This is a genomic window from Metapseudomonas boanensis (assembly GCF_042232855.1).
In the GTDB taxonomy this organism is placed as follows: Bacteria; Pseudomonadota; Gammaproteobacteria; order Pseudomonadales; family Pseudomonadaceae; genus Metapseudomonas; species Metapseudomonas boanensis.
Genome location: NZ_CP113889.1, coordinates 1,417,946 through 1,438,432, shown reverse-complemented (window position 1 = coordinate 1,438,432; position 20,487 = coordinate 1,417,946). Strand labels below are relative to the sequence as shown.

The window sequence follows — 20,487 nt, the reverse complement described above, 5'->3', positions numbered from 1 at the left end:
GTTTGGCCGACCTGTGGGGCTGTGTATACTGGCCAGCATTTTACCGTCCCGGAATCCACTGATGCTGCCCCATTTGATTGAATTTGCCACTAACCACTATGTACTGAGTGGATCGTTCGTCGTGCTGTTGGTGCTGCTGCTGCTCCACGAGATGCGCCGTGGCGGCCGTAGTGTCAGCCCTCGTGAGTTGACGGCGATGGTCAACGGTGGCGAGGCCGTGGTACTGGACGTACGTGCCGGCAAGGATTTTTCCAGCGGCCACATCGTCGACGCCCTGAATATCCCCTACGAGAAGCTGACCAGCCGCATCGCCGAGCTGGAGAAGCACAAGGCAAAGGCCATCATCGTGGTCGACGCCATGGGCCAGCATGCAGGCACCGTCTGCAGCGAGTTGAAAAAGGCCGGTTACAACGCCCTCAAGCTGTCCGGCGGTATCGGCAGCTGGCGTGGCGACAACCTGCCGCTGGTGAAGTGAGATGGCTGAAATCGTCGTCTATTCGAGCGCCTGGTGTCCTTACTGCATCCGTGCAAAACATCTGCTGGACAGCAAGGGCGTCAAGTACGAAGAAATCAGCGTCGATGGAAACCCCGCAGTTCGCGCCGAGATGACCCGCAAGGCGGGGCGTACTTCGGTGCCGCAGATCTGGATCGGTCAGGCCCATGTGGGCGGCTGCGATGATCTGTACGCCCTGGAGCGCGCCGGCAAGCTCGACGCCTTGCTCCAGGCCCGAGCCCAAACGGAAACGCACTAGAACAAGGCATGACCATGACCGAACAAGCGACCAACGGCGCCGCACAAGGCTCCCAGACCCCTCAGTTCTCCCTGCAGCGCATCTACGTGCGTGACCTCTCCTTCGAAGCTCCGAAGAGCCCGGAAATCTTCCGCCAGGAGTGGTCGCCGAGCGTTTCCCTAGACCTCAATACCCGCCAAAAGGCGTTGGATGGCGACTTCCACGAAGTGGTGCTGACCCTCTCCGTCACCGTGAAGAACGGCGAAGAGACCGCCTTCATCGCTGAAGTCCAGCAGGCCGGCATCTTCCTCATCAAGGGTCTCGATGCCGCTTCGATGAGCCACACCCTCGGCGCCTTCTGCCCGAACATCCTGTTCCCGTACGCCCGTGAAACCCTGGACAGCCTGGTTGTCCGTGGCTCCTTCCCGGCGCTGATGCTTTCCCCGGTGAACTTCGACGCGCTCTACGCGCAGGAACTGGCGCGCATGCAGGCCGCCGGTGAAGTCCCCGCCCAGGCCTGACCCTTCAGCCTGACGAAAAAGCGCCCTTCGGGGCGCTTTTTCTTTGTCCGGAGAACACTGCCGGGGCGGAGCATTCTGGGGGCTTGGAGGCAGCCCTGTGGGCTGCGTAGCGAATGAATGGACGCTTTTTTGCCAAGGGTTGCAATGGGATGCATCTCCCGTAGGAGCGAGCTTGCTCGCGAAAATTCCGGTTCGCGAGCAAGAACCCGGCGTTCCCCCACGATCCTGCAAGGCTCTCAATCCGGCCGTTGATGACGGGCAACAGCCAACGCAGACAGAACCCTTCCATTCGCCCCACGGAGAAGCAGGTCGCCCTGCTCCTGTATCGAGCCTCAATCCAGGTTGAAACCCTGCTGCCGCCAGGCTTCGTAGACGGCGACGGCTACGGTGTTGGAGAGGTTCAGGCTGCGGCACCCTGGGCGCATGGGTAGGCGCAGGCGCTGCTCGGGTGGCAGGCTCTCGCGCACTTCTTCTGGCAGGCCGCGGCTTTCCGGGCCGAAGAGAAAGGCATCACCAGGCTGATATTCGACTTCATGAAAGAGTCGCGTGCCTTTGGTGGTAAAGGCGAATACGCGCGGTTGGCCAAGGCTTTCCAGGCACGTAGCGAGGTCGGGGTAGCGGCGCAGTGTGGCGTACTCGTGGTAATCGAGGCCCGCCCGGCGCAGGCGCTTGTCGTCCAGTTCGAACCCCAGGGGTTCGATCAGGTGAAGATGGCAGCCGGAATTGGCGCATAGCCTGATAATGTTGCCGGTATTTGGCGGAATTTCCGGTTGAAACAGGATGACGTGGAACATGCATGGCCCCGAGCCCGAAGACGGTCGGCATTCTACTCCTGATGAGGACCCACGGCCGCGCCTGTGGCCGCGCTTTTTGCTGTCGCTTGCTCTTCTTGGCCTATTGGTAGGCCTGATGATCGGCCGCCTGACGGCGCCGGAGCCCGCGCAGCTCAAGGTGATCGAGGTGCATCCGGATGCCTTGGTGTTGTGGTTCGAGGGCGAGCCAGAGGTTCGTGAAGCGGCGTTGGAAGGTGCCTATGCCGTCTGGTTGGGTGCCGAAGGCGAGGCAGCGAAAGGTCGACTGCGCATGGGCAGTGCCCTTGTGAGCTGGCACCTGCAGGCCTCCCAGGGCGGGATGCTGCTCCGGTTCGTGTCCGTGCGGGGTGTGCGTGGAGGCTGGCAACTGGACGAGCGCGAGGGCCGCTGGCGCCTGGCTGTCGAGTTGCGGGAGGAATAAGAGAGGGGCTCCCCCGGCCTGCCTGTACCAAGGGCCCCTGAAACGTGGTCGCCTGAGCTTGCTTGCGATGCCGTTCTGCATACGGCCCCGTTGCCGGGGCTGGGCGGCTGGGTGCCAGCGCGCCTGCGAATAAAAGAGGGGATTCCCCGGCCTGCCTGTACCAAGGCCCCCTGAAGGGTGGTCGCCCGCTGTTGCCGGCGACGCTGTTCTGTATCCGGCCCCGTTGCCGGGGCCTGGCGGCTGGAGTGCCAGCGCGCCTGTGAATAAAAGAGGGGATTCCCCGGCCTGCCTGTACCAAGGCCCCCTGAAGGGTGATCGCCCGCTGTTGCCGGCGACGCTGTTCTGCATGCGGCCCCCGTTGCCGGGGGCTGGCGGCTGGAGTGCCAGCGCGCCTCTGAATAAAAGAGGGGATTCCCCGGCCTGCCTGTACCAAGGCCCCCTGAAACCTGGTCGCCAGCCTGGGCTGGCGTCGCTGTCTTGCTCCGGCCCCTGTGGGCCCTGGCGGCTGTGGGTCAGCCTGCCTGCATAAGAGTGGGGATTCCCTGGCCTGCCTGTACCGGGGGCCCCAAAACCGCTGTTGTCTGGACTAATGCAGAGGGCGTGCCAGTTTTTTGGAAATTGGCCAGAAGAGAGCATGGCCTCCGCTGGAGGCCACGTTTTTCGGGGGTTGCGGGTTTCTCAGGAAACTCGACGGGCGTTTTTTATGAAAAGAGGAGCTGCTTGCAGGGATGCATTTTGGGCACTTTTTTGAGGCGGAGGTGGTTGTGGGGCACCACGGCGGGACTTTTGCGGAATCCAGGATACGGAACTTGTCTTCGTCGGAACGGGTTCATTCGCTCTGTGTTGGCTGTCACTAGACGACAGCCCGAGAGCGCAGGTGCCTGTAGGAGCCAGCTTGCTGGCGAAAGGGTCCGCATTCGCTAGCAAGAACTCGGCGTCCCCCCCCCTGCTCCCACAAGGGATTGCAGGGCCTCCAACTCTTAACGCGGACATAGCTGGATCATTCGTGCATGGGCCGCAAAGCTGCCCCAATACAGCCAATAAAAACCCCGCCGAAGCGGGGTCTGGAGAGCGGGGAAGGGCGCTTAGCCCTCGTCGCCTTCATCATCGTCGGCCCCATCCACCTTCATGCCCAGTTCCTTGATTTTGCGGGTGAGGGTGTTGCGGCCCCAGCCAAGGAGCACGGCGGCGTCACGACGGCGGCCGGCGGTGTGCTTCAGGGCGGTCTCGATCATGATACGTTCGAAAGAAGGCACGGCGCTGTCCAGCAGGCTCGACTGGCCGCGAGCGAGGGCCTGGTCGGCCCATTGGCGCAGGGACTGTTCCCAGTTGGTAGCCGGGGTGGCGTCCTGCGGCTGGACGAGCAATTCGGGCGGCAAGTCGTCGACATGCACCTCCCGGCCCGAGGCCATCACCGTGATCCAGCGGCAGGTGTTTTCCAGCTGGCGCACGTTGCCCGGCCAGGGCAGGTGCTTGAGGTAGTCCTCGGTCTCGTTCTTCAGCAGTTTCGGCTCGACCGCGAGTTCCTGGGCGGCGCGAGCGAGGAAGTGCCGGGCGAGCGCCGGGATGTCTTCGCGGCGGTCGGACAGCCGCGGGATATGGATGCGAATGACATTCAGGCGATGGAACAGGTCTTCGCGGAACTTGCCAGCCTGAACCAGGTTCTCCAGGTTCTGGTGGGTGGCCGCGATGATGCGTACGTCGACCTTGACCGGCGTATGCCCGCCGACCCGGTAGAACTCGCCGTCGGCCAGCACGCGCAGCAGGCGGGTCTGGGTATCGGCCGGCATGTCGCCGATCTCGTCGAGGAACAAGGTGCCGCCATCGGCCTGCTCGAAGCGGCCACGGCGCTGGTTGGCGGCGCCGGTGAAGGCGCCTTTCTCATGGCCGAACAGCTCGGACTCCATCAGGTCCTTCGGAATGGCCGCCATGTTCAGGGCGATGAAGGGCGATGCCGCGCGCGGGCTATGGCGATGCAGGGCATGTGCGACCAGTTCCTTGCCGGTACCGGATTCGCCATTGATCAGCACGGTGATGTTGGAGTGGCTGAGGCGGCCGATGGCGCGGAACACCTCCTGCATGGCCGGCGCCTCGCCGATGATCTCGGGCGTGCGTGCCTGGCTGGCCGGCGCTTCGAGGCCTTGCTGCTCCTGGGCGTGCTGGAAGGCACGCTTGACCAGGGAGACGGCTTCGTCGACGTCGAACGGCTTGGGCAGGTACTCGAAGGCACCGCCCTGATAGGAGGCCACTGCGCTATCCAGGTCGGAGTGGGCGGTCATGATGATGACCGGCAGACGCGGATGCAGATCGCGGATCTGCGCCAGCAGGTCGAGGCCACTGACGCCCGGCATGCGAATGTCGGAGATGATCACGTCCGGCTGCTGCCGGTTCAGGCGCCCCAAGAGGCTGTCGGCGCTCTCGAAACTCTGGGTGGTCATGCCTTCCTGTTGCAGGGCCTTTTCCAGGACCCAACGGATGGAACGGTCGTCGTCGACGATCCAGACTGTTTCACTGCGGCTCATGACGAAGTGGCTCCTTTGTCCAGCGGCAGGAAGATCGAGAACACGGTGTGGCCAGGATGGCTCTCGCACTCGATCAGCCCCTGGTGCTGACTGATGATGTTCTGGGCAATGGCCAGGCCGAGTCCGGTGCCGTCCGGCCGTCCGCTGACCATGGGATAGAAAATGGTTTCCTGAAGCTCGGCCGGGATGCCGGGGCCGTTGTCGATGATCTCGACCTTGGTGACCAGGCGGTGACGGGTGTGGCCGATGGTGAACTGGCGCAGGGTGCGTGAGCGCAGGGTGATGCGACCGAGGCGCAACTCGTTCTGTCCGGCGATAGCTTGCATGGCGTTGCGCACGATGTTGAGCACGGCCTGGATCATCTGCTCGCGATCGATCAGCAGGTCGGGGATGCTCGGGTCGTAGTCGCGCACCAGATTGATGCCGCCCTGGCTTTCCGCCTCCACCAGGCTGCAGACGCGCTCCAGCACTTCATGGATGTTGGTCATTGCCAGCTGCGGCAGCTTGTTCGAGCCAAGCATGCGGTCCACCAGGTTCCGCAGTCGGTCGGCCTCTTCGATGATGACGTTGGTGTAGTCCTTCAGGTGCTCCTCGGGCAGCTCGCGCGACAGCAGTTGCGCCGCGCCGCGGATCCCGCCGAGCGGATTCTTGATCTCGTGGGCCAGGCCACGTACCAGCAGCTTGGTGGTTTCCTGCTTGGAGAGTTGGGCCTCTTCCTTGGTGATGCGCAGCAGGCGGTCACGCGGGTGTACCTCGAGCAGTAGCAGGGTCGCGCCGCGATTGAGGATGGGCGTTACCGCATAATCCACCGTCAGGGTCTGGCCGGAGAGCGAGGTGACCTGGGCTTCACGCTTGGTGAAGGGGTGCGCCTGTTCGACCGCCTGGCGTAGCGAGGCGAGGGCCTCGGGCGATTCGGTGAACAACTCACTGATGAACTGGCCGTGGCTGCGCTGGCCGCTGACGGCCAGCAGCATTTCCGCTGCGGGGTTCATGTACTCGAGGCGCAGGTCGGCGTCGAGCAGAATCACCGCAGTGGTGAGGTTGTCGAGCAGAAGGCGGTGCAGGGCGTCGTCGATGGTCATGGCTTCGGCGCTCGTGGCGATGAGTTACAAAATGCAAGAAGCAAACCAAAGCCCTGAAAAGTCGCGCTAAAACAGGGTTTTTGCGGGCCCTGGCTACGTTTCAGCGCAAAAGGTCGGGACGCGAATGAACCAATTTGGGGAGAGTATAGAAAGAGGTGCAGGCTTGTGCACCATCGTGGTGCGCAAGCGGGGTCGATTACAGGAAGGGCAGGAGGCTGTCTTCTTCTTCGGGCTTGTCCTTGAGCGGGCATTCCGGGCGCACGCCGTAATCATCCTTCTTGCACGGCTTGATCATGCGCTTCTGGGCCAACGAGATGCGCGCGATGTGGACCGGCTGGCTGGGGGTTCGCTCAACCGTACGTCCTAGGTCGTCGACGATTTCCACAGCCAGTTGATGGGTGCCGCGATCCAGGTTCTTCAGCGGGAATACCGGGCTGCGACCCGGTTCGCCCATGGTCTGGCCGTCCAGCAGCAGCCGGTAGTTGTGCCCCTGGTGCAGGCCGGGCTCGCTAACGGCTGTGACGATCAGGTTGCCCTCGCCATCGCGGATCGTGGCATCGGGCTCCGGAACCAGGATGCGCAGAAGCTGATAGCCGAGTTCTCGGGGGATGGGTGCCTGCACCATCGGTGGTGGGGCTGCCGGCGATGTCGGGGACATGGCGTTGGAAGGCGCCAGCTCGATGCGTTGGGCGTCGCCGGGCTTGGGACGGTCAGTGAAGACTCGGTTCCCCTCTTCGTCGACGTAGGTGTAGACCTCGGCCAGCACGGGCTGGCCCAGCAGGATAAGGGCGAGAAGCAGGAGTCGGGTCATCGGTCAATTGTTCTGGCGGGGCGTCGGGGTCGGCGGGCGCAGCGCCGGGCTGCTGGTGCTGACCCGCTGAACGGTGAACGTGACCGTCGGGCTGCTCTGCACCACGATGGTGCCGCTCAGTACGTCCACGGAAAGGCTATGCTCGCCGCGGTCAATATTGACCAGTTGCAGGCGCGGGACGTTGGTGGCCTGGCCATAGGGTTGACCATTCAGGCGCAGGCGCAGGCTATGGCCGGGTTGCAAGTTGGGTTCCAGGCGTACGCCGACGCTGAAGGTGCCGTTGTTGGCGCGCAGGGCCTCCGCGTCGGGGATGTTGGTCAGTTCGAGCACCTGATAGGCGACCCTGCTTTCGGCGTCGCTGGGGGGGCTGACCGGCGCGCTGGGCGGCTGCGCCTGGATCGCATTGGTCGGCGCCAGCTCCACCCGTTCGCTGGCGGTGCCATCCGGTGGCTGGTTGGTGAACACCGTGTTGCCGTTGGCGTCGGTGTATTTGTAGATCTGTGCCGCGGCTGGCAGGGCCAGGACCAGCAGCAGGCTGGCGAGCAGGGGACGCATCGCACGATCTCCGTTCTTGCAGTGCTGCTAAGCCTTGCATTGGCGGGGCCGGCTGGCAAGCGTGGTGCGGTGTGGTTGTGCAGCCGAGCAACAATACGGCTAAGGCCTTGGACTTGGTGTGGGCGAATTCATTCGCTATGAACCTTGTAGGAGCGAGCTTGCTCGCGAAACGGTCCGATTCGCGAGCAAGCTCGCTCCTACAAGAGATGCATCCCGTTGCACCACCAAACGAGGGCAGAGCCAATGAATTCGCCCTCAAGGAAAAGAGCCCAACAAGGGAGTTCCATAAGAATGAAAAAGGCCTCCCGAAGGAGGCCTCTCAATCATGCCGCTTGCGCGGTCACAACTGGATCAGACGCTGTAGTACAGGTCGTATTCCAGCGGGTGCACGAAGGTGCGCACCTTGATTTCTTCTTCGCTCTTCAGCTCGATGTAGGCATCGATGAAGTCGTCGCTGAACACGCCGCCCTTGGTCAGGAACGCACGGCCCTTGTCCAGTTCTTCCAGCGCCTCTTTCAGGCTGCCGCAAACCTGCGGGATTTCCTTCGCCTCTTCCGGCGGCAGGTCGTACAGGTTCTTGTCGGCGGCATCGCCAGGATGGATCTTGTTCTGGATACCATCCAGACCAGCCATCAGCAGCGCGGCGAAGCACAGGTACGGGTTGGCAGCCGGGTCCGGGAAACGCGCTTCAATACGACGGGCTTTCGGGCTGTTCACGTACGGGATACGGATCGAGGCGGAACGGTTGCGGGCGGAGTAGGCCAGCATTACCGGAGCTTCGAAGCCAGGCACCAGACGCTTGTAGGAGTTGGTAGCCGGGTTGGTGAAGCCGTTCAGGGCCTTACCGTGCTTGATGATGCCGCCGATGAAGTACAGGGCGGTATCGGACAGGCCGGCATAGCCTTCGCCAGCGAAGGTGTTCTTGCCATCTTTGGAGATGGACATGTGAACGTGCATGCCCGAGCCGTTGTCGCCGTACAGCGGCTTCGGCATGAAGGTCACGGTCTTGCCGTAGGCGTCGGCGACGTTGTGCACGCAGTACTTCAGGGTCTGAACTTCGTCAGCCTTGGCGACCAGGGTGTTGAACTTCACGCCGATTTCGTTCTGGCCGGCAGTCGCCACTTCGTGGTGGTGAACTTCGACGACCAGGCCCATTTCTTCCAGTGCGTTGCACATGGCGGTACGGATTTCGTGGTCGTGGTCGACCGGCGGTACCGGGAAGTAGCCGCCCTTGACGCCTGGACGGTGGCCTTTGTTGCCGCCTTCGATGTCAGCGTCGGTGTTCCAGGACGCCTGCTCGGAGTAGATCTTGAACATGGAGCCGGAGATGTCCGACTTGAACTTCACTTCGTCGAAGATGAAGAACTCGGGCTCCGGGCCTACGAATACGGTGTCACCGATACCGGTGGTCTTCAGGTATTCCTCGGCGCGGCGGGCAATGGCGCGCGGGTCGCGGTCGTAGCCTTGCATGGTGCTCGGCTCGATGATGTCGCAGACCAGGATCAGGGTCGGCTCTTCGGTGAACGGATCGAGCACGGCGGTGGCGTCGTCCGGCAGCAGGATCATGTCGGAGGCTTCGATGCCTTTCCAACCTTCGATGGAGGAGCCGTCGAACATCTTGCCGTGTTCGAAGAAATCGTCATCCGCGTCACGGGCCGGCATGGTCACGTGCTGCTGCTTGCCTTTGGTATCGGTGAAGCGCAGATCAATCCACTTCACGTCGTGTTCTTTAATCAGTTGAAGCGACTTCGACATGTTGTCCTCCAGGTGGACGGGGGCTGGAACCTTAGCCCCCATAGAAAATTTGGGGTGAAGCCGGAGCGGGATAGTCCGCCAGGGCGACCTGCCTCACAAGGGAGCAAATTGCGTGCCAGTGCCCCGGAATGGGCTGAAGCCCCAAAACTCAAGCCCGGCGGGGGCTCTGGTGATTTCTGGCGGCTTTTTGCGCACTGTTTTCGTGCTCATCATGGTGCGTGCGCTCCATTGTGGTGCGCGGAGAATCCTGTTGAATGATTTTGGTCAAAGCTTGAACAATTTCCGCTATAATCCGCGCCCCTCTTTTTCGGCTGCCGCAGCAAGCGCTGTTTTCATGAAACTCATCGTCAAAGTCTTCCCGGAAATCACCATCAAGAGCCGGCCGGTGCGCAAGCATTTCATCCGCCAGCTCTCGAAGAACATCCGCTCTGTCCTGAAAGACCTGGACCCTGAGCTGGTGGTGACCGGCGTTTGGGACAACCTCGAAGTCGAGACCCGGCAGACCGAGCCGAAGCTGCTGCGCGAGATGATCGAGCGCCTGACCTGCACCCCGGGCATCACCCACTTCCTCGAAGTGCATGAGTACCCGCTGGGCGACTTCGACGATGTGCTGGAAAAGTGCAAGCTGCACTACGCCGACCAGCTGCCCGGCAAGATCTTCGCGGTGCGCTGCAAGCGTGCGGGCAAGCACACCTTTACCTCCATGGAGCTGGAGCGCCACGTCGGCAGCCGCCTGCGCCAGGAGTGCAACGCCGCCGGCATTTCGCTGAAGCAGCCGGAGGTGGAAGTGCGGATGGAGGTGCGCGACCAGCGCCTGTTCGTCATCCACCACCAGCACAATGGCATCGGCGGCTACCCGCTGGGCTCGCTGGAGCAGACCCTGGTGCTGATGTCCGGCGGTTTCGACTCCACCGTTGCTGCCTACCAGATGATGCGTCGCGGCCTGATGACCCACTTCTGCTTCTTCAACCTGGGCGGCCGTGCACACGAATTGGGCGTGATGGAAGTTGCCCACTATCTGTGGGAGAAGTTCGGCCGCTCCCAGCGTGTGCTGTTCATCAGTGTGCCCTTCGAGGAAGTGGTGGGCGAGATCCTCAGCAAGGTCGACAACAGCCAGATGGGCGTGGTGCTCAAGCGTATGATGCTGCGCGCCTCCACGCACATGGCCAAGCAACTGCACATCGATGCGCTGGTCACCGGCGAGGCCATTTCCCAGGTCTCCAGCCAGACCCTGCCCAACCTGTCGGTGATCGACTCGGCCACCGACATGCTGGTGCTGCGCCCGCTGATCGCCAGCCACAAGCAGGACATCATCGACATCGCCACCCAGATCGGTACCGCCGAGTTCGCCAAACACATGCCCGAGTACTGTGGCGTGATTTCGGTGAATCCGACCACCAAGGCGAAGCCGGGCCGCATCGAACACGAGGAAGAACAGTTCGACATGGCCATCCTCGAGCGCGCCCTGGAGCGCGCCCGCCTGGTACCGATCGACCGCGTGATCGACGAGCTCGGCCAGGACCTGAAGGTGGAAGAAGTGGCCGAGGCCCTGCCGGGGCAGATCGTCCTCGACATCCGCCATCCCGATGCCCAGGAAGACGCTCCCCTGGAGCTGCCCGGGATCGAGGTCCAGGCGCTGCCGTTCTACGCGGTGAACAATCGCTTCAAGGAACTGGACGCCAACCGCCAGTACCTACTTTATTGCGACAAAGGCGTCATGAGCCGCCTGCATGCTCATCACCTGCTCAGCGAGGGGCATGCGAATGTGCGCGTTTATCGCCCGGCTTAAGCAGCCCGGCCTGTTCGGCGGCAGCATCCGCCATCGCCCTCCCGACGGGCTGGCCGGCTGACCTGTTTCATTCATATCGGCCGCCTAGACATTGCGGCACAACGAATCCTCTGATCGAGATACAAACGTGATCGAAAATCTTCGTAACATCGCCATCATCGCCCACGTCGACCATGGCAAGACCACTCTCGTAGACAAGCTCCTGAAGCTGTCCGGCACCCTCGACCGCAAAGAAGCGGAAAGCGAGCGCGTGATGGACTCCAACGACCAGGAAAAAGAGCGCGGCATCACCATCCTGGCGAAGAACACCGCCATCAAGTGGAACGGCTACAACATCAACATCGTCGACACCCCCGGCCACGCCGACTTCGGTGGCGAGGTTGAGCGCGTAATGTCGATGGTCGACTCCGTACTGCTGGTGGTGGACGCCCAGGACGGCCCCATGCCGCAGACCCGCTTCGTGACCCAGAAGGCGTTCAAGGCCGGCCTGCGTCCGATCGTCGTGGTGAACAAGATCGACCGTCCGGGCGCGCGTCCTGACTGGGTCATCGACCAGATCTTCGACCTGTTCGACAACCTCGGCGCCACCGACGAGCAACTGGACTTCCCGATCGTCTACGCCAGTGCCCTGAACGGCATTGCCGGTATGGACCACGAGAAGATGGACGACAACATGGACGCCCTGTTCCAGGCGATCATCGACCACGTCCCCGCTCCGGTGGTGGACGTCGACGGCCCGTTCCAGATGCAAATCTCCCAGCTGGACTACAACAGCTTCCTAGGCGTGATCGGCATTGGCCGCATCGCCCGCGGCAAGATCAAGTCCAACACCCCGGTGGTGTCCATCGACGCTGAAGGCAACAAGCGCAACGGCCGCATCCTGAAGATCATGGGCCACTCCGGCCTGCAGCGCGTCGAAGTGCCTGAAGCCGAAGCCGGCGACATCGTTTGCGTCAGCGGCATGGACGAGCTGTACATCTCCGACACCCTGTGCGACCCGACTGCCGTCGAAGCCCTGCCGCCGCTGACCGTCGACCAGCCGACCGTGAGCATGACCTTCCAGGTCAACGACTCGCCGTTTGCCGGCAAGGAAGGCAAGTTCGTCACCAGCCGCAACATCAAGGACCGTCTGGAGAAGGAACTGCTGCACAACGTCGCCCTGCGCGTCGAAGCGGGCGAATCCGCCGAGAAGTTCAAAGTCTCCGGCCGTGGTGAGCTGCACCTCTCCGTACTGATCGAAACCATGCGCCGTGAAGGCTTCGAAATGGCCGTTGGCCGTCCGGAAGTGGTGATCATCGAGAAGGATGGCGAGAAGCAAGAGCCCTACGAGAACGTCACCATCGATATCGAAGAGCAGCACCAGGGCTCGGTGATGGAACAGATGGGTCTGCGCAAGGGCGATCTGACCAACATGATCCCCGACGGCAAGGGCCGCGTCCGTCTGGAGTACACCATCCCGGCGCGTGGTCTGATCGGCTTCCGTAACAACTTCCTGACCCTGACCTCGGGTACCGGCATCCTGACCTCGACCTTCAGCCACTATGGCCCGATCAAGGCTGGCGAAGTCACCAACCGTCAGAACGGCGTACTGGTCTCCATGGCCACTGGCACCGCACTGACCTACTCGCTGGAAACCCTGCAGAGCCGTGGCAAGCTGTTCCTCGGCCCAGGCGACGAAATCTACGAAGGCCAGCTGTGTGGCATCAACAGCCGTGACAACGACCTGGTGATCAACCCCACCAAGGGCAAGAAGCTCGACAACATGCGCGCCTCCGGCAAGGATGAAGTCATCGCCCTGGTTCCGCCGATCCGCTTCACCCTGGAACAGGCACTGGAATTCATCGCCGACGACGAGCTGGTGGAAGTGACTCCGAAGTCCATCCGTCTGCGCAAGAAAATGCTGAACGAGAACGACCGCAAGCGCTACGAGCGCAGCAAGGTCTGATCCTCGCGCAGTAACTGAAGAGCCCCCGTCGGAGCGATCCGGCGGGGGCTTTTTCTTTGGTCCGCACCTCCGCGCGGCGGGGGCGAGGGGCTTCCGACCAACACCGGACCACACAGGTCCGCCGCCCGTTAGGTGCGCTGTGCGCACCAGGCCTTGCTTGCGGATCACCCGGCGTCAGGCGTGGGCATTGGATCTGCTGTGTCGGGTGGGCTTCAACCCACCAGAAGCTCTTCAGACACCTAATCAGGAAATTTCCATCTGACTGTTCGGAGCGCGCTGACATACCCCTTTGCGCTCGGTTGCTTTCATTGGCGCCCGCTTTCGCACCAGGCCCAAAGCAATGGAATTGCCCAGCGCGCGTTCATTGAAACGCCATCTCCTCCCAGTGCTCATGCTTACCTTTGGCATCGTGCATTGGGCTGGCGCCGAGGTCTCGCCGGGTGACCGCGAGCTGATCCGCGAACGCCAGGAACGCATCCTCGACGAGCAACGCCGGCGTTTCGATGAGCTGCAGCAATTGCCCGGAAAGACGGAGTCGACCGAGCCACCGGCGCCCGCCGACGAAACGCAGTGTTTCCACATCCGCAGCATCCACCTGCAAGGTGCCGACCACATTCCCGCTCCGCGCCAGCATGAACTGCTGGCGCCCTTCGAGGGGCACTGCCTGGGCAGCACCCGCCTCAACGAACTGCTCAAGGCCATCACCGGGTTCTATATCGACAAGGGGTACGTTACTTCGCGTGCCTATCTGCCGCAGCAGGACCTCGCGGAAGGCGAGCTCAAGGTGATCGTGATCGAGGGGCGCGTCGAAGGGTTGGACAGCTCGTCCGTAGCCAGCGACCGTGAACTGGCCATGACCTTCCCCGGCCGTGTCGGCGATGTGCTCGACCTTCGCGAACTGGAACAACTGGTCGACCAGCTGAATCGCCTGCCCTCGCGTCCGGCCCAGTTGGAACTGGAGCCCGGCGAACAGGTCGGCGGCAGCCGCGTGCGACTCCAGGGCGAAGCCGCCAAGCCCTGGCGAGTCGGCCTCAGCCGCGACAACGACGGCCAGCGCAGCACCGGCGAACAGCAATGGGGAATCAGCCTCGGCTGGGATAGCCCCTTGGGCCTCGCCGACCAGCTCAACCTGCGCGGCGGCGGCGATGCGGTCAGCGATCGCTGGCGCCATTCGGCCAACCAGGGCTTCTCTTACAGCCTCCCCTACGGCTGGTGGGGCTTCTCCTACAGCTACAGCCAGAGCTACTACCGCACCCGCAACGACAGCACCGGTTTCGACTTTGCCCTCGATGGCGAGAGCAAGAACCACCAGCTGCGCGCCGAGCGCGTGCTGTACCGCGACAGCGTCGGCAAGACCGCCGCCAGCTTCGGCCTGGCCCACCTGCGCACCCGCAACTACGTTGAGGACAGCCTGATCAAGGCCTTCAGCCAGCGCCTCAGCGAAGCCCAGTTCGGCTTCAACCACGGGCGCCGCATCGGCTCTGCCTTCGCCAACCTGGACCTCGGCTGGCAGCGCGGCATCGGCACCCTGGACGCCCAGGGGACCGGGCACCCGTACGGCAGCGAGCCGGTGGCGCGCTACAGCAAGTACAACCTCACCCTCAGTTACCTGCAGCCATTCCAGCTCTGGGGCGAGAGCCTAAGCTTCGACAGCCTCGCCTACGGCCAGTACAGCGAGGATCCACTGTTCAGCCCGCAGCGCATCAGCCTGGGTGGCCTCAGCTCGGTGAGGGGGTTCAAGGATCAGTCCCTGGCTGGCGACAGCGGCGGTTACTGGCGCAGCCAACTGCGCTGGCGCCGTGCGGTCACCTGGGAGCCGCTGCGGCCCTGGCTGCAAGAGTACGGCGCGGCGCTGGCCTACGACCTCGGCGTGATCCACGGCAATGCCCATAACCCTGGCCAGAGCGGCCGCCTGAGCAGCCACGCGCTGGAACTCAGCACCCGCGGCCAGCACCTCGCCGCCGCGCTCACCTTCGCCCATTCGCTGGAGCGTCCGGACGCCATCGAGCGGCGCGAACGCCCCGTTTTCTTCCGCTTCGACCTCTTCTACTGAGTCGGCCAGGACAGGAGCCTTGCAGCATGGATACCCGCAGCCCCCTCAACCAATGCATCGCACTGGCACTGGCTGGCATCCTCTTTCTTGACCCGATCGTCGTCGCCGCCGCGCAACTGGCGGTGGACCAGGCCGTCGCGGGCAATGCCCGGCTGAACCAGGCCGGCAACGGCGTACCGGTGGTCAACATCGCCACCCCCGACGCCAGCGGCCTGTCCCACAACCGCTTCCGCGAGTACAACGTCGGTGCCGAGGGCCTGATCCTCAACAACGCCACCGAGCGGACCCAGGCCACCCAGCTGGGCGGCCTGATCATTGGCAACCCCAACCTCCAGGGCCGCGCCGCCGGCACCATCCTCAATGAAGTCACCGGCGGCAACCGCAGCCTGCTCGGCGGCTACACCGAAGTGGCCGGGCAGTCCGCACGGGTCATCGTCGCCAACCCCCACGGCATCACCTGCAACGGCTGCGGCTTCATCAACACTCCGCGTGCGACCCTGACCACCGGCAAACCGGTGCTGGAAGACGGGCGCCTTGCACGCTTCCAGGTGGACGGCGGCGACATCGCCCTGGAAGGCGCCGGCCTCAATGCCAGCAACGTTGACCAGTTCGATCTGATCACCCGCAGCGCCCGACTCAATGCCGAGTTGCACGCCCGCAAGCTGACCGTCGTGACCGGACGCAACGACGTCGACGCCAGCAGCCTGGCCGCCACCCCGCGTGCCGATGACGGCAGTGCCAAACCCGCGCTGGCCATCGACAGCTCCGCTCTGGGCGGCATGTATGCCGGGGCTATCGGCCTGGCCGAACGCGAGCAGGTGCTGACCGATACCCAGGCGCGCCAGGTGCAGGTCAATGACGCCGGACAGACGATCATCGGCGGCCGCCAGTTGGAACTGGGTGATCGCCTCCAAGCCGAGGGCGCCGGTATCGACATCATCCTGGTCGAGGCGGGTGAAGCACCTCCCGAGATCACGGTACCCAATCGTTCCAGCGCTGCCGGCGGTACCAGCCAGGGCGGCGGCATCGTGGATCAGCGTCCCAGCGGCGGCAGCCAGCCGCAGGGACAGAGCATCGCCCGCGTCCAGGGTCTGCCGGGCAACCAGGCACCCACCAAACCCCACAAGTATCTGGTCGAAACCAACCCGGAACTGACCAACCTCAAGCAGTTCCTCAGCTCGGACTATCTGCTCGGCAACCTCGGCTACAACCCGGATCAGGCACAGAAACGCCTGGGCGATGGCCTCTATGAGCAGCGCCTGGTGCGCGAGGCCATCGCCGCCCGCACCGGCCAGCGCTTCCTCGAAGGCCTGACCAGCGACGAGGCGATGTTCCGCTACCTGATGGACAACGCCATCGCCAGCAAGCAGCAGCTCGGCCTCAGCGTCGGCGTGGGCCTGTCCGCGGCCCAGGTGGCGGCGCTGACCCACGACATCGTCTGGATGGAAGAGCACGTGGTGAACGGCGAAAAGGTCCTCGTGCCGGTGCTCTACCTGGCCCAGGCCGATGGCCGCCTGGCGCCGAATGGCGCGTTGATCCAGGGCAAGGACGTCGCGCTGATTTCCGGCGGAGAGCTGAGCAACCAGGGCACTCTGCGCGCCAGCAACAACCTCAGCGCCACCGCCGGCAACATCGTCAACAGCGGTCTGATCGAAGCGGGCAATCGCCTCGACCTGCTGGCCACCGACAGCATCCGCAACGCCCAAGGCGGCATCATCGCCGGGCGCGATGTCAGCGCCATTGCCCTCACCGGCGACATCCTCAATGAGCGCTCAGTGACCAGTGCTCGCCATGATGGCGCGGGTAGCACCGGGCAGCGGGACTATCTGGACAGCGCGGCCCGCATCGAAGCCGCCAACAACCTGAGCCTCAGTGCCGGGCGGGATATCGCCAATATCGGCAGCGTGCTGCAGGCCGGAGGTGACCTCGCGTTGAGCGCTGGCCGCGATGTGAAAATTGCCTCACAGCAGGAGCGCGTCGGTCAAGCCATTGGTTCCGGGTACCGGAACGAGCAGACCACGCAGCATGGTTCCACCTTGAGCGGCGGCCGTGACCTGAGCATCGAGGCAGGCCGCGATGTCAGCGTCATCGCCAGCCGCTTGGAGGCCAAGCGCGACATCCTGCTGGATGCGGACGGCGACATCCTCTTGGCCTCGGCGGCCAACGAAGACCACTTCTACTCAAAGAGCAAGAAGGTCACCCGCCAGGAAGACCACGTGCACCAGCAGGAAACCTCATTGGTGGCAGGGGGGGGACGTGGATCTGCAGGCCGGCAAGGACCTCGCCCTGGTGGCCAGCCGGATCGAAGCCGGCGACGAAGCCTTCCTCTACGCCGGCAACGACCTCAGCCTGCTGGCGGCCGAAGACAGCGACTACTCGCTGTACGAGAAGAAGAAAAAGGGCTCGTTTGGCAGCAACAGCTTCAAGCGCGATGAAGTCACCGATGTACGCAACATCGGCAGCAGCATCACCACCGGCGGCAACCTCACCCTGGTCAGCAAAGGCGACCAGCGCTACCAGAAGGCCAAGCTGGAATCCGGCGCCGACTTGACCCTGAACAGCGGCGGCGCAATCGCCTTCGAAGCGGTGAAGGACCTGCACCAGGAAAGCCACGAGAAGAGCAAGGGCGACCTCGCCTGGACCAGCGCCAAGGGCAAGGGCACTACCGACGAGACACTGCGCCAGAGCGAGCTCATCGCCCAGGGCGAAATCGCCATCAAGGCGGTGGATGGCCTCAAGGTCGACCTCAAGCACATCGACCAGCAGACCGTCAGCCAGACCATCGACGCCATGGTCCAGGCCGACCCGAACCTGGCCTGGATCAAGGCGCTGGAGCAGCGCGGCGATGTCGATTGGCAGCGGGTGAAGGAAGTCCACGACAGCTTCAAGTACAGCCATTCGGGGTTGGGGGCCGGAGCTGCAATAGCCATCGCTATTCTCGTCGCGGCTGCAACCTATGGAGCTGCGAGTGGGATGGCGGGAAGTGTGGCGGGAGCCACCGCCGGGTCAGGTACAGCGATGGCAGCGGGTACCGTAACCACGACAACTGTTGCAGGTGTCGCCACTACTTCGACCGTAGCTGCAGGTTGGGCCAACGCGATGGCTGCGACAGCGCTTTCCTCCGCTGCGGGAACGGGGGCGGCCAGCTTGGTCAGCAATCGCGGCGACGTGGGGAAAACGCTCAAAGATGCGACAAGCAAGGACAGCCTGAAAGCATATGCAACTGCCGCCCTAATCGCAGGGTTTGGTGCCGGTGTAACGGACGGTTGGGGGCGAGAGTTGACGGCAGAGGGTAATTATAAGTTGGTCGACTATGGGGAGCGACTCAAAGCTTATATGGCAAATACGGCATTGAAAGGAATGTTAAGCGGTGAGAACAAAGAGGCTTGGTTGAGCATAGCGGCGACTGGGGCGTTGATGGAGTTGTATCAGTACTCAGTAGGGCGAGGGCCAGATGTTAGGCCCGGTGTCGACAGACCTGATGGTTCAAATTTCGATGATTCTTCTGGGGTTGTTCCTCAGGTAAATGTTGGTGGCTATTTACACGAAGGAAAAAATATAGGTCTTAACTTGCCTTTGACTGATTCGGCTTGCTCGGGGATCTATTCAATATGTCATGGTTCCGCTGTCAGTAATGTGCTGAATGAGATTCCTGGGTTTAATGCATTTGCAACTCTTCATGATCAGTGGATGATTTCTCTTGAAAGGACAAAGGGAGCGGATATGACAGTGTTTGAAAATATAGGAAGCATGCCTCCAGCTATTTTTGTGAACTACGGTTCAATTTATGAAAAGTATCGACCTGTTATAGAGGTTGTGCTTGATGCTAATGCCAAAAAAAGAAAGTAAAAGTAGAGCGGCGGAGTTCCTAGGAGTCTTTGGGCTGGCAATGATCGTTTCGGGATGTCTGTCCTATAGAGCATGGGAGCTCAGTAGAGATGATCTTGTAGGAAAGACATTCAATCCTGCAGTGTCTGTATATGCATGGCCGGAAAGAGCGCTTTATATGAGGGGGATTGGAAGTGATAAGCGAGGATTTGACCGGGCTATGAAGGAGGGTGGGGATACTAGATACTACATAATTTATTTGCAGTCTGGTGAAGGGATGCCAATTTGTAGTTATTCAATACTGGTTTCTCCCAGTGGTTTGATTAAGTCTTGGCGGAGGGAAACCTCTGATAGACGATCTTGCTATGTTTTCTAGGGAAGAGGAGCAGATTTATTTTCCCTGCACTAATTTTCTCACTGATCAAGTTTGTTAAGCAGGGGAAAAGAAGCAGATTAATTTTTCCTACTCTAAACCTGACTAGAGGGACGATATTATAGTGCGGAAAATAAATCTGTCCCCTTTTCCGTTGTTGATGGGGTTCCTAGGACGGTTTATTGGAGTGGGAATGTCGGGTAATAGGGGACAGACCACGATTTAGAGAAGTAATAGGGGACAGACCACGATTTAGTGGTGCGCCTACTTATGGAGCATGCAATGAAAAGGAGATTCAGCCATGCCACGTCGCGCCAGACTGCAGCTTCCAGGCGCCACTCTGCACTTGATTCAACGGGGCAACAATAATTAATCGGGGTCTGTCCCCTATTGTTCTACTCAGCAAAGCCACCGGCGGTGACTTCAAGACCGGCGCCATCGCGGCGGGGGCCAACGAGGCCCTGGTCACCCAGCTCGATGCGCTGGTGAAGAACGACCCGAATCTCCTGACCATGTCTTCGCAACTGGTGGGGCTGGTCGCGGCGGCAGCCGTGGATGGCGACATCGAAAAGGGCAGCTGGGTGGCGCAGAACGCGACGCAGTACAACTTTCTGAGACATCAGGAGCTGGATCACCTAGAGAAAGAGGCTCGCGAGTGTCAGTCGCTGGGCAACTGCGAGCAGGTCAAGCAGAAATTCCGTGATCTGAGCGTCGCCAATGACGACGCCCTCGCTGATATGTGCGTAAGCAACCCATCGCTTTGCACCCAGTTCTACGGCGACCTGCTCCATGACCGAAATAGCCTGCAAGAGCGACTTGCCGGCATGTACTTCGACGACAGCATCCCGTCGGTGTTCAAGGAGGACCTGCATCGCTATCAACTGCAGAACACCAGTGCGATAGGCACACTCACCCAGGTTGGGACGCAACTTTCCTTCGAAAGCAAAGGGGTTTCACCAGGAAATGCGAGCCTGCTCAGCAGCATACTGGCGGCAGCGGGCGGGCTCTTGGGGGGTAAAAAAGGAAAAGATGCCAGACCCGTGGCGGAACCTGTTTATAAAACCACTAAGGAGGCTAAGCAGGCGGCAGAAAAATTAGGATTTAAAAAGATAAACGAAACCGTTCACAATGGTCAGGCAGTCTTCAAGAGGGGAAAAGAGTTTATTACAAGAGACCTTGATGGGCATAACGGAGGCGCTTGGAAAATGGCAGAGTCTGTTAATGCGCTTGGTAATAGAGAAACACGCTCTGGAACCTTTGACGAAAATTTAAATCGTATTGGAGATTAA

General features: G+C 61.8%; 14 protein-coding genes and 1 pseudogene. 9 read left to right on the top strand and 6 right to left on the bottom strand.

Going from position 1 to position 20,487, the window contains the following annotated elements; translation table 11 throughout:
• The first annotated feature begins 61 nt into the window (after positions 1-61).
• From OXH74_RS06575 to secB, 3 genes are read left to right on the top strand one after another with little or no spacing between them, the layout of a single operon-like run.
• Positions 62-475, top strand: a complete 414-nt coding sequence (locus OXH74_RS06575; protein ID WP_375740557.1) for a rhodanese-like domain-containing protein — start codon at positions 62-64, stop codon at positions 473-475.
• Position 476: 1 nt separating this feature from the next.
• Entirely contained in the window at positions 477-752 is a 276-nt protein-coding gene (grxC, locus tag OXH74_RS06570; protein WP_375740556.1) for a glutaredoxin 3, read from the top strand.
• Between the two features lie 14 nt (positions 753-766).
• Complete coding sequence (gene secB, locus OXH74_RS06565) at positions 767-1,252, top strand: protein-export chaperone SecB (protein ID WP_215371912.1); 486 nt, start codon at positions 767-769, stop codon at positions 1,250-1,252.
• A gap of 332 nt (positions 1,253-1,584) precedes the next feature.
• On the opposite strand, the gene OXH74_RS06560 is transcribed toward secB, so the two are convergent.
• Positions 1,585-2,046, bottom strand: a complete 462-nt coding sequence (locus OXH74_RS06560; RefSeq protein ID WP_375740555.1) for a tRNA (cytidine(34)-2'-O)-methyltransferase — start codon at positions 2,044-2,046, stop codon at positions 1,585-1,587.
• Between OXH74_RS06560 and OXH74_RS06555 the strand changes: the two genes are divergently transcribed.
• On the top strand, positions 2,045-2,485 hold the full coding sequence (locus OXH74_RS06555) for a hypothetical protein (protein WP_375740554.1): 441 nt from the start codon (positions 2,045-2,047) through the stop codon (positions 2,483-2,485). The two genes, OXH74_RS06560 and OXH74_RS06555, sit on opposite strands and share 2 nt — an antisense overlap.
• Before the next feature lie 1,085 nt (positions 2,486-3,570).
• On the opposite strand, the gene ntrC is transcribed toward OXH74_RS06555, so the two are convergent.
• From ntrC to glnA, 5 genes are all read right to left on the bottom strand, one after another.
• Entirely contained in the window at positions 3,571-5,007 is a 1,437-nt protein-coding gene (gene ntrC, locus OXH74_RS06550; protein WP_375740553.1) for a nitrogen regulation protein NR(I), read from the bottom strand.
• Positions 5,004-6,089, bottom strand: a complete 1,086-nt coding sequence (gene glnL, locus OXH74_RS06545; protein WP_375740552.1) for a nitrogen regulation protein NR(II) — start codon at positions 6,087-6,089, stop codon at positions 5,004-5,006. The genes ntrC and glnL overlap by 4 nt, the downstream gene beginning before the upstream one ends.
• 196 nt (positions 6,090-6,285) lie before the next feature.
• Positions 6,286-6,900 (bottom strand): DUF4124 domain-containing protein, encoded by a 615-nt coding sequence (locus OXH74_RS06540; RefSeq protein WP_375740551.1) that lies wholly within the window; start codon positions 6,898-6,900, stop codon positions 6,286-6,288.
• A 3-nt stretch (positions 6,901-6,903) separates the two neighbouring features.
• Entirely contained in the window at positions 6,904-7,455 is a 552-nt protein-coding gene (locus OXH74_RS06535) for a DUF4124 domain-containing protein (protein WP_375740550.1), read from the bottom strand.
• Positions 7,456-7,806: 351 nt separating this feature from the next.
• Positions 7,807-9,210, bottom strand: coding sequence for a glutamate--ammonia ligase (gene glnA, locus OXH74_RS06530; RefSeq protein ID WP_215371897.1), 1,404 nt, complete (start codon positions 9,208-9,210; stop codon positions 7,807-7,809).
• A gap of 334 nt (positions 9,211-9,544) precedes the next feature.
• Between glnA and thiI the strand changes: the two genes are divergently transcribed.
• The 5 genes and pseudogenes from thiI to OXH74_RS06505 all read left to right on the top strand — a co-directional run bounded on the left by thiI (position 9,545) and on the right by OXH74_RS06505 (position 20,487).
• Entirely contained in the window at positions 9,545-10,999 is a 1,455-nt protein-coding gene (gene thiI / locus OXH74_RS06525) for a tRNA uracil 4-sulfurtransferase ThiI (RefSeq protein ID WP_375740549.1), read from the top strand.
• A 127-nt stretch (positions 11,000-11,126) separates the two neighbouring features.
• Positions 11,127-12,944, top strand: coding sequence for a translational GTPase TypA (gene typA, locus OXH74_RS06520; protein WP_215371892.1), 1,818 nt, complete (start codon positions 11,127-11,129; stop codon positions 12,942-12,944).
• Between the two features lie 391 nt (positions 12,945-13,335).
• Positions 13,336-14,997: a ShlB/FhaC/HecB family hemolysin secretion/activation protein gene (locus OXH74_RS06515; RefSeq protein WP_375741574.1), complete on the top strand. Its 1,662-nt coding sequence runs from the start codon at positions 13,336-13,338 to the stop codon at positions 14,995-14,997.
• A gap of 26 nt (positions 14,998-15,023) precedes the next feature.
• A pseudogene (locus OXH74_RS06510) lies at positions 15,024-18,846 on the top strand (hemagglutinin repeat-containing protein).
• A gap of 837 nt (positions 18,847-19,683) precedes the next feature.
• A complete protein-coding gene (locus OXH74_RS06505) occupies positions 19,684-20,487 on the top strand; it encodes a toxin C-terminal domain-containing protein (protein WP_375740548.1) in 804 nt (267 codons plus the stop codon).

Bases quoted from the DNA above. Each gene is read 5' to 3' on its own strand.
- OXH74_RS06575 (WP_375740557.1), top strand. From the start codon at position 62: ATGCTGCCCCATTTGATTGAATTTGCCACTAACCACTATGTACTGAGT.
- grxC (WP_375740556.1), top strand. From the start codon at position 477: ATGGCTGAAATCGTCGTCTATTCGAGCGCCTGGTGTCCTTACTGCATC.
- secB (WP_215371912.1), top strand. From the start codon at position 767: ATGACCGAACAAGCGACCAACGGCGCCGCACAAGGCTCCCAGACCCCT.
- OXH74_RS06555 (WP_375740554.1), top strand. From the start codon at position 2,045: ATGCATGGCCCCGAGCCCGAAGACGGTCGGCATTCTACTCCTGATGAG.
- OXH74_RS06560 (WP_375740555.1), bottom strand. From the start codon at position 2,046: ATGTTCCACGTCATCCTGTTTCAACCGGAAATTCCGCCAAATACCGGC.
- ntrC (WP_375740553.1), bottom strand. From the start codon at position 5,007: ATGAGCCGCAGTGAAACAGTCTGGATCGTCGACGACGACCGTTCCATC.
- glnL (WP_375740552.1), bottom strand. From the start codon at position 6,089: ATGACCATCGACGACGCCCTGCACCGCCTTCTGCTCGACAACCTCACC.
- OXH74_RS06540 (WP_375740551.1), bottom strand. From the start codon at position 6,900: ATGACCCGACTCCTGCTTCTCGCCCTTATCCTGCTGGGCCAGCCCGTG.
- OXH74_RS06535 (WP_375740550.1), bottom strand. From the start codon at position 7,455: ATGCGTCCCCTGCTCGCCAGCCTGCTGCTGGTCCTGGCCCTGCCAGCC.
- glnA (WP_215371897.1), bottom strand. From the start codon at position 9,210: ATGTCGAAGTCGCTTCAACTGATTAAAGAACACGACGTGAAGTGGATT.
- thiI (WP_375740549.1), top strand. From the start codon at position 9,545: ATGAAACTCATCGTCAAAGTCTTCCCGGAAATCACCATCAAGAGCCGG.
- OXH74_RS06515 (WP_375741574.1), top strand. From the start codon at position 13,336: ATGCTTACCTTTGGCATCGTGCATTGGGCTGGCGCCGAGGTCTCGCCG.